This window comes from Corynebacterium choanae (assembly GCF_003813965.1).
In the GTDB taxonomy this organism is placed as follows: Bacteria; Actinomycetota; Actinomycetes; order Mycobacteriales; family Mycobacteriaceae; genus Corynebacterium; species Corynebacterium choanae.
In genome coordinates, this window is record NZ_CP033896.1 from 1,344,239 (window position 1) to 1,356,422 (window position 12,184).

The 12,184-nt window shown below is 54.9% G+C and carries 10 protein-coding genes; 9 read left to right on the top strand and 1 reads right to left on the bottom strand.

Features of this window, described 5'->3' with window-relative positions; translation table 11 throughout:
• Window positions 1-8: 8 nt before the first annotated feature.
• Window positions 9-1,481, top strand: a complete 1,473-nt coding sequence (locus tag CCHOA_RS04810) for an LssY C-terminal domain-containing protein (protein ID WP_123927590.1) — start codon at window positions 9-11, stop codon at window positions 1,479-1,481.
• A gap of 368 nt (window positions 1,482-1,849) precedes the next feature.
• On the opposite strand, the gene CCHOA_RS04815 is transcribed toward CCHOA_RS04810, so the two are convergent.
• A complete protein-coding gene (locus CCHOA_RS04815) occupies window positions 1,850-2,773 on the bottom strand; it encodes a sortase (protein WP_123927593.1) in 924 nt (307 codons plus the stop codon).
• A gap of 320 nt (window positions 2,774-3,093) precedes the next feature.
• On the opposite strand from CCHOA_RS04815, the gene CCHOA_RS04820 reads away from it, so the two are divergent.
• The 8 genes from CCHOA_RS04820 (at window position 3,094) to CCHOA_RS04855 (ending at window position 12,020) form a co-directional block, all read left to right on the top strand.
• Window positions 3,094-3,711, top strand: a complete 618-nt coding sequence (locus CCHOA_RS04820) for a hypothetical protein (protein WP_123927596.1) — start codon at window positions 3,094-3,096, stop codon at window positions 3,709-3,711.
• A 168-nt stretch (window positions 3,712-3,879) separates the two neighbouring features.
• A complete protein-coding gene (gene argC / locus CCHOA_RS04825; protein WP_123927599.1) occupies window positions 3,880-4,923 on the top strand; it encodes an N-acetyl-gamma-glutamyl-phosphate reductase in 1,044 nt (347 codons plus the stop codon).
• 246 nt (window positions 4,924-5,169) lie between these two features.
• Window positions 5,170-6,330 (top strand): bifunctional glutamate N-acetyltransferase/amino-acid acetyltransferase ArgJ, encoded by a 1,161-nt coding sequence (gene argJ, locus CCHOA_RS04830; protein ID WP_123927602.1) that lies wholly within the window; start codon window positions 5,170-5,172, stop codon window positions 6,328-6,330.
• A gap of 118 nt (window positions 6,331-6,448) precedes the next feature.
• The gene (gene argB, locus CCHOA_RS04835) at window positions 6,449-7,384 is read left to right on the top strand and encodes an acetylglutamate kinase (RefSeq protein ID WP_123927604.1); all 936 of its coding nucleotides are present in this window, start codon (window positions 6,449-6,451) and stop codon (window positions 7,382-7,384) included.
• 127 nt (window positions 7,385-7,511) lie between these two features.
• Window positions 7,512-8,762 (top strand): acetylornithine transaminase, encoded by a 1,251-nt coding sequence (locus CCHOA_RS04840; protein ID WP_377740082.1) that lies wholly within the window; start codon window positions 7,512-7,514, stop codon window positions 8,760-8,762.
• Between the two features lie 49 nt (window positions 8,763-8,811).
• Complete coding sequence (argF, locus tag CCHOA_RS04845; RefSeq protein ID WP_123927607.1) at window positions 8,812-9,795, top strand: ornithine carbamoyltransferase; 984 nt, start codon at window positions 8,812-8,814, stop codon at window positions 9,793-9,795.
• An 85-nt stretch (window positions 9,796-9,880) separates the two neighbouring features.
• A complete protein-coding gene (locus CCHOA_RS04850; protein WP_123930843.1) occupies window positions 9,881-10,387 on the top strand; it encodes an arginine repressor in 507 nt (168 codons plus the stop codon).
• Between the two features lie 433 nt (window positions 10,388-10,820).
• Window positions 10,821-12,020, top strand: coding sequence for an argininosuccinate synthase (locus tag CCHOA_RS04855; protein WP_123927611.1), 1,200 nt, complete (start codon window positions 10,821-10,823; stop codon window positions 12,018-12,020).
• Window positions 12,021-12,184 lie beyond the last annotated feature (164 nt).

Sequence of the window (12,184 nt, forward strand, 5' to 3'; positions counted from 1 at the left end):
TTTGTACCATGGCCGAGCAAACCCCGGGAACCCCTGCGGATATTCAGCATTTGTACAACAAACCAGCGAAAATTCGCTATGACCAAACCCAGGCTGGTTTGCTCGGACAGCTGATCGATATTGGATTTTTTCTCTTAGCCACTGTCGCGACGATAGCCTTCGCTTTCGACGTACTCTTTGACGCGTTCTCCGTCGAATGGTCCCATCTGGTGTTGCTGATACCGTTTTGGGTTATCATCGCCTACTTGGTGATGCCCAGGATTCATTCGCTGTTGACGAGCATCTATGTGCCGGACTATTTCTTCGGCCGTGCTCGCACTAGTGATGGTCTGCTTGGTGATCCAATCAACCTGGCAGTCGATGGCACTGCCCGGGATATTCATACCGCGATGACTCGTGCCGGTTGGTCGCTGGCAGACGACATTACCTTGAAGTCATCGTTGGGCATTGTAGCCTCGTCGGTGTTGCGCCGATCCTATCCGCAGGCACCGGTAAGCCCGCTGCTGGTGTTTGGCCGCCGCCAGTGTCTGGCATATCAGCAAGAAATCGACGGCAATGCGTCGCAACGACACCATGTTCGATTTTGGCGCTGCCCCGACGGATGGTACCTCCCCGGTGGTGAACAGGTTGCTTGGGTTGGTGCTGGCACCTACGACCGGGCAGTAGGCTTTTCCCTATTTACGCTGCAAATCACCCATAAAATTGACGCTGATATCGATATTGAGCGGGATTTCATCATTCATAGTGTGGAGTCAGCGAATCCGGAGGCTCGGCATCGGATTATTGAGAACTTTTCCACCGGCTACCACTCTCGTAACGGCGGTGGCGATCTTGTTCGAACAGACGGTAACTTGCCAGTCTTGGATGTTCGTGCTGTACCGCATGACAGCGATCCGGCAACATTGCCATACCAAGTCGTGCGTGCTGCGGCTGGCTATCATGCACCATCCCCGGAACAGGTTCCAGGACTTGGCGGAGTTGTTAGCCCTGATGACGATATTCCGGTGGCAACGATGCAGCCGTTTATTGAGCAAGCCACACGGAAACGCCGCCCGTGGACGTTAACCCTTGGATGCGTGATGGCGTGGCTGATCGTCGCTTTGGAGGTGATGAATCTGCTGCAGTTTGATTTGGGGGAGATCATTGCGGCTGATTATGCGCCCGGGGTGCTCGCCGCGCAGGTGGTGCTGTGGATTGGTCTGGTGCTTGCGGCATACCACACCCTTATGGGTTCGCTCTTTGGACGTATCACCACCATGGCCTTAGCAACTATCAATCCGTTGCTAGGTATCGCGGTGAGTGAGTTGACCGAAGCACATCTGATCGGCTCATGGTCGGTGATTGTGCCAATGTTGAACTTGATTGTGCTGCTGACTTTGTCCGGCGATGTGGCACGACGCTGGTCGCGCATCATGACTTGGCGGCGCTACGAACATGCGAAACGCAGTGCCCGTGCCCGGGAGTTGGCAAGTCAGCTGTAAAAGAATCCGCCACAAAAGTTTGCTTGGGAATGTCGGAACTTGATGCAATTTTTTTGTGTGTTGAGTTTTGGGCAGTTGCAAGCTGACTTCAGGCGCCCCGGTTCGGGGTGGGCGGTGCGGTGTCAGCAGATAGCTCACTATGGGACACAACAGTAAACACCACCGTTCATCCACAGATTGTGGCGACGGTGGTGTTTGCAGATTGATGCTTGTTACCCCGTGTGTAGCGGGTGGTGTTGGCAGGGAGCACTACCAGCAGAAAACCACGACATAGATGATTTCTGAGGCGGCGTTCACACGGAAATACCCGGATTGTTCAGCTCTGCTGGGATGGGTTGTGTGGTGGCCCGTACCCGGTGTGAGCTGGTTTAAGCGAGATGGCCGGTGACGATTACGTTGAATGGTAGATCACGGCCTTCGCCAACAGCACAGGCGATAAGCACAATGCGACCTGGAATGTGGGCGTTGTTGAGTTCAACGTCGTTGATGGAGTCTGTTTTCCGGATCAAATACGCGTTATCAATAATCCATTCGCGACGTACCCCGTTGGTCCCTGTCATGGTGATTCGGGTGCCGTTGAGTACGCCTGTTTGCCAGCGGGGAACCTGTCCGCCGCCATAGGCCGGAACCATGGTGGCAGGGCCGTTGGTATTCACGCTGGCGGCGACTTTTTCTGCAAAGCCGTTAAACACGAGTCGTTGCTGTGCCCAGGCATGACCGAGCACGTACAGTGTGCCATGTTGGGCATGCTCTGGTGCAACACCCCAACCGTCGACCCAACGCACCATGGTGGCCTGTGGACCTGGCGGATTCAGCGGCAACTGGTAGGCCATTGGCGCAAAGTCAGCACGACCAACACCAAACGGCCCATCCATGTGGAACGATCCGGTGTGGGTAAGCGAACCGATAAGGTTCAGCGGGTTGGCAACTTGTACGGCGGTCACCGGCTGCGGTGCAGTTGCTGCATCCTCGGGGGCGTGCGGTACAGGTGCGTAGACATCCTGATCGACTTCGATTTCGGCAACCTCGTCATCGGCGAGGGTAAAATCTTCGTCTTCTGCTACCACTTCCTCATCCACACTGGGTGCTTCCGCAACCGGTTCGGTCGGTGGCGGCGGTGTGGTGGTAGAGGCCGCAGGGGCAGCTACTGTGGTGGACTGTGCCGTTGCAGCGGCTTCAGTCGTGGTTGTTGTATCAGTATTGAAATGCGCAACAACAGGGGTAGCGACGGCAACAAGGGCAGCGGCGGCAGCAACAGCCAGCACCGCTGTAGAGCGTGGTTTCCGGGTCATAACCTTATATTGTATTGCTTTGTTGCTCCTTCCCCTAACGATTCATCTGACCTGTGCTGTACTGCCTGTTCAGCGGGGTGATAGTGGACGGTTCGCTGGAAAAATACGGTGAACCGCCACGTTGTTTGACTTGGATTGCATGACATTTTGGCAACAATGGTTGTCGATCCAAGAGTGTGCACTAGCGAGGTGTGCGCCGTGCGGGTGGTGTTGGTGGGGTGCTAGATGATTGTGGTGGGAACTTGCCTGAGGGTTGTGCCCTCATGGCAGGATATGGGGCAGAGGTGTTCGGCGGTGTGAAGGTAAGGATGGAGGGCGCTATGCGGACTACCAGGCACGAGTCAGTTGGGGGAGCACGTCGTCGAGGCCATGCATCAGGGTTGGCTACAGTGCTGCACGGCCTGAGTCTTGGCAGTATTGGAATTGCGGTAGTTTGGGCGCTTTTCACTGTGGATGCTGAACCGTGGTGGCAGCGGGCAACACTAATTATTGGGATTGCTGTTGCCGGCTTTGCGGTGATTTGTTGGCTGCTGCTGCGTAGTCGCCGTGACGGTGAGCAATATGTGGTGTGTGGCCTGCAAGGGTGGGGTCGGCTTCCAGCCTTGACAGTTGCGGTGGCGCTTATTGTTGTTGGGGTGATGGTGGGGATCGCCGGTTTTCCCGGAGCCGCTGGACTATTGCTGCTTGTAGCGCTTGCAGCTTGGACGGGTTTAGGTTCGGCTCCGGCACGTGAACGCATGATCACTTGGAGTGATCCCACCCCGCTGACGAACACTGACCTGGCCGCAATACTGAATCCGACAAGCGGCACATCGCACCAGCAGGAAGCCGCGACCAGCCGGGTTGCCATGTTCGGCAGTTTTCATGATGCGCTTGCAGCCCTGCCGGATACGGAGACTGCCGCCGGAAACGAACCTCGCCAGCAGCTCGAACCGTAACCCAAGCGCGGTGGCAACCCCCTAGGTAACCATCTTTCATGCAAATTATTCACTATTATGGGGCGTGCAAGAGGATATTTATCCATTTTATCGCCCCATCTTTCGTGACATACACCACCCTTGCAGTGTATAACTTGCACTCTGTTGCATAAATGATACGATGGCTGCATGACTGTTTCTGTTGCTGTTGCCGGCGCATCTGGGTATGCGGGTGCGGAAATCCTTCGGCTGCTGCTATCCCACCCCAGCTACCATTCGGGCGAGCTCACTATCGGCGCGCTCACCGCCCACGCATCCGCCGGTCAACGGATGGCAGAGGTTGCGCCGCACCTTGTGCCACTTGCTGATCGCCGAATCGAAGAGACTACCGCAACAGTTCTTGCTGGACATGACGTGGTCTTCTTGGCGTTACCGCACGGTCACTCGGCGCAGATCGCAGCACAACTCGCCGATGATGTCGTGATCATTGACTGTGGAGCGGACTTCCGCCTGCGGGATAGCCAAGCCTGGGAGCAGTTCTACGACACCGACTATGCGGGCAGTTGGCCATATGGGATTCCCGAAATGCCTGGGCATCGAGAGCAACTGCGTACCACTCGGCGTGTGGCGGTTCCTGGCTGTTTCCCGACAGGTGCCACGCTCGCCCTATGGCCAGCTGTCAACGCTTCGTTGATCACTGCAGATATTCAGATAGTTAGCATTACTGGTGTGTCGGGGGCGGGAAAGAAAGCTTCTGTTCCAATGTTAGGTGCAGAAACGATGGGATCCCTCAAGGCCTACAACACGGCCGGGAAACATCGACACACCCCGGAGATGGTGCAAAATCTGCAAGAATTTACCGATCAGCCTGTGGTTGTCTCCTTCACCCCGGTGCTAGCGCCCCTCGCACGCGGCATTCTCACTACAGCGCAGGCGCCATTGGCTGCAGGTGTCACACCTGACCAGGTTCGGCAAACCTATGCCCAAGCCTATGCCGACGAGCCGTTTGTGCACCTATTGCCAGCAGGAGAGCAACCGCAAACTCAGCATGTTGTGGGCTCGAACATGTGTCACCTGCAAGTAGAAGTCAATACGCAAACAAACCGGTTGCTGGTGACTTCTGCCATCGATAACTTGTGTAAAGGCACCGCTGGCGCCGCCGTGCAGTGTATGAACCTGGCCCTGGGGATGCCTGAAACAGCAGGATTACCGCTCGTTGGTGTGGCTCCGTAAATTCTGCCGAAAACCGCTGCTCTGCTTAGCTATTGCAGGTAACTGATTTCAAGTTGCAGGCTGGTGTTCGGAGCAAACCCTACTCAAGCTCACCGCTAAGTGAACTACCATAAGTAGGCAGGCTAGCGCAGGAGATAGCCGTCGTATCGTGTCCGCAGACATTATTCGACAGCTCACCAGGTTCTGCTCAAAGCTGCTACTGCAACCATTTTTCCTCGTTTACCGCAAGGAGCGCGTGAAACAACTATGACAGTTACCGGAATTACCACCCCTGCAGGATTTGTTGCTGCTGCTGGCACTGCCGGCATTAAACCCTCCGGCAAACCGGATATGGCACTGGTAGTAAACCGGGGGCCAAAGTACGTGGCTGCCGCGGTAACTACCCGAAATAAAGTGATTGCTGCACCAGTGAAAATCACCCGGTCGGCGGTGAAAGATCACGAGCTGAAAGCCGTCCTATATAACTCCGGCAATGCCAACGCGTGTAATGGCGCACAGGGCGATGCAGATGCACAAGCACTGGTTGCCGCCTACAGTGCACAGCTTGGTATTCCCGCCAACACTATGGCGATGTGCTCTACTGGCATTATTGGTGAACCACTTCCCGTAGAGAAAATGCTGGCAGTTTCCGATGAACTCATTGACGGCCTTGGGGATCATGGCAACCGGGCAGCGGAGGCGATTCTTACCACGGACACCTCCCGTAAACAGACAATGATCAAGGGGGAAGGCTACACCATCGGCGGCATGGCCAAAGGTGTAGGAATGATTGCCCCTTCAATGGCCACCATGCTGGTCTGTGTTACTACAGACGCTGATATCGACAGCGCTACTGCGCAAGCAACACTGAGCCGGGTGGTGGAGCAAACGTTTAACCGCCTCGATGTTGACGGCTCGACGTCCACGAACGACACCGTTATTTTGCTGGCAAACGGTGCCAGCGGCGTCACCCCGGATGCGCATACGTTCGAAAAAGATCTCCTGGGTGCTTGCGAAGATCTGCTATACCAGTTGCAAGCAGACGCCGAAGGGGTGACTAAGCGCATTGCTATTACTGTCACCGGTGCCCGCGCCGACGATGAAGCGTTGCGTGCCGCCCGCACCATTGGGCGTGACACACTCACCAAATGCGCACTATTCGGTTCTGATCCGAACTGGGGAAGGGTGCTCGCAGCAGTTGGTATGGCTGATGCCGAGATGAACCCTGATGATATTTCGGTCTACTTCAACGAGCATGCAGTGTGTTTGCACTCTGCTGGTACCGATGACGCTAGGGAAGTTGATCTTTCCGGCGAAGATATTGCCGTAGTTGTTGACTTGGGCACCGGCGGAAATGGGCAGGCCACTGTCTATACCACTGATCTTTCCCACGCCTATGTGGAAATTAACTCTGCGTATTCCACCTAATCTTTTCCCACCTTGAGCTAGGGGCGGCTATGCGTTGTAGCGCAGCCCCTGTCAGCACCCTCACTGCCGACGAATGTTCGGTGCAGCCGGTAGTAACTGAAAGATGCGGTTCAACACCATGAACGATGAACTACTTGAGCAACTGACCCCCGCGCAACGCGCACACGTACTCAGTGAAGCATTGCCGTGGCTTATGCACTATCGGGGCAAAATTGTTGTCATCAAATATGGTGGCAACGCGATGACCGACGAGCACTTGAAGGCAGCCTTCGCCAAAGACATGGTGTTTTTGCGGACAGTTGGCGTGAAACCGGTGGTTGTGCACGGTGGCGGACCGCAAATCAACGAAATGCTCGCCCGGCTGGGCATCAAAGGCGAATTCGCCGGCGGCTTCCGAGTCACCACTCCGGAAGTCATGGACGTGGTTCGCATGGTGCTCTTTGGTCAGGTGGGTCGCGATCTGGTTGGCAAAATCAACTCCTATGGGCCTTTCGCGGTTGGATGCTCAGGGGAAGATGGCGGGTTATTTACTGCTAGCAAACGGCTGGTGGAAGTAGCCGGAGAACAAACCGACATCGGTCAAGTGGGAACCATTACCCACGTCGATCCGTCATCGTTGATGGATATTATCGATGCCGGCCGGATTCCGGTGGTCTCCACTATCGCGCCAGGTGAAAATGGTGAAGTGTATAACATCAACGCTGATGTCGCAGCGGGTGAACTTGCTGCAGCCATCGGTGCCGAGCGCCTCGTCATCTTGACCAATGTTCGAGGACTGTACACTGACTGGCCAGATCAAAGCTCGCTGGTGAGCAGAATCGATCTTGGGGAGCTCAACGATGTGTTACCGACGTTGGACTCGGGCATGATTCCAAAAATGGAATCCTGTTATAACGCAGTTGCGCAAGGCGTGCACGCGGCACACGTGATCGACGGCCGGATTGCGCATTCAGTGCTATTGGAACTGCTTACCGAAGGCGGTATCGGCACGATGGTGAAAACCCGGTTAGAAGATTTCGACAACGAACCTGGCACCGTGTACCGCACACACTAACCTTTGCAGGAAACAGCCAACGTTCAGCAGCTTGATGACGTGGGCTTATCGACATATTTGTCGATGAGTCGAAAACAACGACGCCGGATGCCGCAACGATGAGGCCGGAAGGCTTGAGGGAAAAATAATGACACAACAGCCAGCAAGCAATAGTCAGATGCCGCAATCGACACTTGTGGATTCTTGGCCAACGCTCATGATGGACAACTACGGCCAGCCGCCGCTGGGAATCACCCACGGCAGCGGTGCGACGCTCTACGGGGAAGATGGTCGAGACTATGTTGACCTGTTAGCTGGTATTGCCGTGTGTTCTCTAGGCCACGCCCATCCAGGTGTGCAGGAAGCAGTAAACAAGCAACTTGGGAAAGTTGCTCACGTATCGAATCTGTTTGCTACCGAACCTGCAGAAACCGTTGCTCGCAAGCTTATTGACAGGTTCAGCCAGGGCGATTCTCAGCTGGCAAACCAATCTCGGGTGCTGTTTTGCAATTCAGGTGCGGAAGCAAATGAGGCTGCACTCAAGCTTGCACGGCTCACTGGTAAACGGCGAATTTTTGCTGCTCATCACGGCTTTCACGGGCGGACAATGGGTGCGTTGTCGTTGACCGGTCAGCCCGGTAAGCGTGATATTTTTGGCCCGCTCGTCGGTGGGGTCGAATATTATCCTTTTGGTGACATTGAATATTTGCGGAAGTTAGCTGCAATGAATCCGCACGATGTGGCAGCGATTTTCCTTGAACCGATCCAAGGGGAAACCGGTGTGATTCCTGCTCCGGAGGGTTTCCTGGAACAGTTACGGATCCTTTGCAACGAGCTCGATGCGCTGCTCATTGTTGATGAGGTACAAACCGGTATCGGGCGAACCGGAACGTTTTTTGCACATCAATATCACGGTGTGGTGCCGGACGTGGTGACGATGGCCAAAGGCCTTGGCGCAGGTCTACCAATTGGTTGCTGTCTTGCACAAGGACGGGCAGCAGCGCTGTTCACCCCGGGCAGCCACGGAACCACGTTTGGAGGAAATCCGGTGGTGTGTGCCGCGGCGAATGTAGTGCTTGACTCGGTCGACGACCAGCTACTGGCTCGAGTATCTTCCTTGGGTGAGCGCATCGTTGAGCGTCTTTCACAACATTCAGCTGTGGTACATGTGCGCGGTCGTGGTTTGATGCTCGGCGTACAGCTTGAGGAACCGATCGCCAAATCTGTTGTCACCGCCTGTTTTCAAGAAGGGGTGATTGTCAATGCGCCGAATGAGACAACGATCCGCCTCACTCCGCCGTTGACCATTGATGACTCCACTTTGGAACTTGGACTGTCCCGTTTGGAAGCCGCACTCACCAAATCGGTGTGGGCGAAACCCACACTGCCAGCCAACTAACCCATTGCATTATCGACGTCAACCCTCTCATTGCCCTTTGGAGACCACCATGTCCAGTGCTGCACCTCGTACACAGTTGCGTCATTTTCTTGCTGACGATTCCATTACTCCCGAAGAACAAGCCGAGATTCTTCAACTTGCATTAGAACTCAAAGTAGACCCGTATCGGGACCAGCCGCTAACCGGTCCAAAGTCGGTGGCGGTTCTATTCGATAAAACCTCCACCCGAACTCGGTTTTCTTTCCATGCCGGTATTGCGGAACTTGGCGGTAACGCAATCGTAGTAGACGCTGGATCCTCCCAGCTTGGTAAAGGTGAAACGTTAGAAGATACGGCGGCGGTGCTGAGTCGAATGGTGTCAATGATTGTGTGGCGGACGTTTGCACAGTCGAACCTGGATCAGATGGCAGCAACCGCAACGGTTCCCATCGTCAACGCGCTCACTGATGAGACCCATCCCTGCCAAATTTTGGCTGACCTGGTGACCTGTATCGAGCACCTTTGCCCTGGCCAGGGACCTGCCGGTTTGCGGGGGAAACGTGCCTGCTATATCGGCGACGGAGCAAATAATATGGCGAACTCCTATTTGCTGGGATTCCCAATGGCTGGGGTCGATATGACCATTATTGCGCCAGAAGGATTCCATCCCGATTCCCGTTATGTTGAGCGGGCGCAAACCATTGCAGCGAAAACTGGTGCATCAATCTCGATCACAACCGATATTGCTGCAGTTGCTGGCGCTGATGTGGTGATTACCGATACATGGGTATCTATGGGGCAGGAAAATGATGGCATTGATCGGCACACAGTCTTTGCCCCGTACCAGGTCAATGACGCTGTTATGCAACAGGCCGGAGAGGATGCGATTTTCTTGCACTGTTTGCCCGCGTATCGGGGCAGCGAGGTGTCTGCAAGCGTGATCGACGGTCCGCAATCGGTGGTTTTTGATGAAGCTGAAAACCGTCTCCATGCGCAAAAAGCATTGATGGTGTGGCTCCTGGCGCAGGCGAATTCGTCCCCGGTGGGTAGCTAGCAGCCGGCTCGCCGCTCAACGACCAGGAACGGCACGGTGGTGAACCTGGAAAAGCAACGTGACCAACCCCAAGGAGTTAACCTCATTGACTGATTCGGACAGTTCACTAGTAGAACAGGCTGTAAGCAAGGTAACCAGGCATGACCGGATTGTGCAGCTACTACAAACTCATCAAATTCATTCGCAGGTAGCCCTCGCCGAATTATTGCTTGATGAAGGCATCGATATTACGCAGGCGACTCTCTCCCGTGATCTTGATGAACTTGGGGCGAAAAAGCGGCGTATCGGGGCGGGGCGCGCCTATTACACCCTGGGTGATGGGGATGTACAAGCCACTGACGCGATTCGCGGTCCACTTGAGAAACTTTGTCGCGTCTTGGACGACATTCTTGTCAGCGTGGATGCGTCGGGTCAGCTCGCAGTCTTGCGCACACCGCCGGGGGCTGCACAGTATTTGGCAAGTTTTATTGATCGGGCTGCATTGAAAGATGTCGTCGGTTCTATCGCTGGTGATGACACGATTTTCGTGTTGGCACGGGAACCCCTTTCCGGTCAGCAACTCGCGGAAAAGTTTGATCGACGATTCCAATAGCGGCAGCGGCTCGCCCCGATGTTAGTGCAGCTGTGGAGGAGCATGGCGGCGCTCAGCTTGGTTGCCAATGCAGGGGACGGGGCGCTGCAACCCGAACCTGATGTATAAATTGCAAAACACTGCATAAAACACTACAGTGATTGCCAGAAACCGAACTGAACGTTGCCACCTGAGTAATTGGATGGTGGTCGCCAGGTAGCATTGCTGAGGAACAGGAGACTTACTCCCACTGCTGTTGTGGTATGACATCTTCGTTCCTTGGCAGGTTGCAGCCCCACTGCCGCTTTCCCGGCGCTGCCTGGCTAGACAGCTCAGGGGCTGCGGCAGTGCGTGACACCTGTGGCTGGGGCAAAAGTTGTACCCCATGCGCCTGGGCAAATTTCATTTTATTAATCGTTTCTCTCTACCTTTCACATTCTCAAGGAGATCCTTCATGACTGATCGCGTTGTACTTGCATACTCCGGTGGCCTCGACACTTCTGTAGCTATTCCGTACCTGGCGAAAATGACCGGTGGCGAAGTCGTTGCAGTGTCCATCGACCTGGGGCAGGGCGGCGAAGACATGGAATCGGTGCGCCAGCGTGCCCTTGACTGCGGTGCCGTTGAGTCAGTGGTGGTTGACGCAAAGGATGAATTCGCCGAAGAGTATTGCTTGCCAACCATTAAAGCCAATGGCTTATACATGAAGCAGTATCCGCTCGTCTCGGCAATCTCGCGTCCGCTGATTGTCAAGCATCTGGTGGAAGCAGCTGAAGAATTCGGCGGTACCCATGTTGCCCACGGCTGCACCGGCAAAGGCAACGACCAGGTGCGCTTCGAAGTCGGATTTATGGATAAGAATCCAGATTTGAAGATCATTGCGCCAGCACGTGACTATGCCTGGACGCGAGATAAGGCTATTGCCTTTGCAGAAGAGATCAATCTGCCGATTGAGCAGTCGAAGAAATCCCCCTTCTCCATTGACCAAAATGTGTGGGGTCGAGCCATTGAAACAGGGTTCTTGGAAGATCTGTGGAATCCGCCGACCAAGGATCTGTACTCCTACACCGAAGACCCGGCACTGGGTAACGCCCCGGATGAGTTAATTATCTCCTTCAAAGCTGGCTCGCCGGTGGCAATTGACGGCAAGCCAGTTACCGTTTTGGAAGCTATCGAAGAACTCAACAAACGCGGTGGCGCACAGGGCGTTGGTCGTTTAGACATGGTGGAAGACCGTCTGGTTGGTATCAAGTCTCGGGAAGTCTATGAAGCTCCGGGTGCGATGGTGCTCATCACGGCACACCAGGCGTTGGAAGACATCACCTTGGAGCGGGAACTCGCACGCTATAAGCGGTTGGTTGATGCCCGCTGGTCGGAGGAAGTCTACGACGGCCTTTGGTTCGCTCCACTGAAGCGCTCCCTCGATGCGTTCATCAATTCCACCCAGGAACATGTCACCGGTGATATCCGTCTGGTGCTCCATCAAGGGCGGGTGACAGTCAATGGTCGCCGTAGCGACCACTCGCTCTATGACTTCAATTTGGCGACCTACGATACTGGTGACACCTTCGATCAAACCCTTGCGAAGGGGTTTGTTGAACTCCACGGTTTGTCAAGCAAGATTGCCTGCCGCCGTGATCGGGATGCCCAGTAAGCGGAGCTGTTCCCCAGATACGGTGAGAACAGCAGCGGCTGCCTTTGCAACCTGCAGTGTTGCTCTAGGGCAGCCAATGCGGGCATAGCTTTGTTCTCGCAGTAGCTAACACCAAGCAACGACACTCCAGCCGACAACAGGTTCTGGAAAAGCTTTAGTAAAGG

Coding starts and splice junctions, on each gene's coding strand:
- CCHOA_RS04810 (WP_123927590.1), top strand. CDS start 9: ATGGCCGAGCAAACCCCGGGAACCCCTGCGGATATTCAGCATTTGTAC.
- CCHOA_RS04815 (WP_123927593.1), bottom strand. CDS start 2,773: ATGACCCGGAAACCACGCTCTACAGCGGTGCTGGCTGTTGCTGCCGCC.
- CCHOA_RS04840 (WP_377740082.1), top strand. CDS start 7,512: ATGACACAACAGCCAGCAAGCAATAGTCAGATGCCGCAATCGACACTT.
- argB (WP_123927604.1), top strand. CDS start 6,449: ATGAACGATGAACTACTTGAGCAACTGACCCCCGCGCAACGCGCACAC.
- argC (WP_123927599.1), top strand. CDS start 3,880: ATGACTGTTTCTGTTGCTGTTGCCGGCGCATCTGGGTATGCGGGTGCG.
- CCHOA_RS04855 (WP_123927611.1), top strand. CDS start 10,821: ATGACTGATCGCGTTGTACTTGCATACTCCGGTGGCCTCGACACTTCT.
- argF (WP_123927607.1), top strand. CDS start 8,812: ATGTCCAGTGCTGCACCTCGTACACAGTTGCGTCATTTTCTTGCTGAC.
- CCHOA_RS04820 (WP_123927596.1), top strand. CDS start 3,094: ATGCGGACTACCAGGCACGAGTCAGTTGGGGGAGCACGTCGTCGAGGC.
- argJ (WP_123927602.1), top strand. CDS start 5,170: ATGACAGTTACCGGAATTACCACCCCTGCAGGATTTGTTGCTGCTGCT.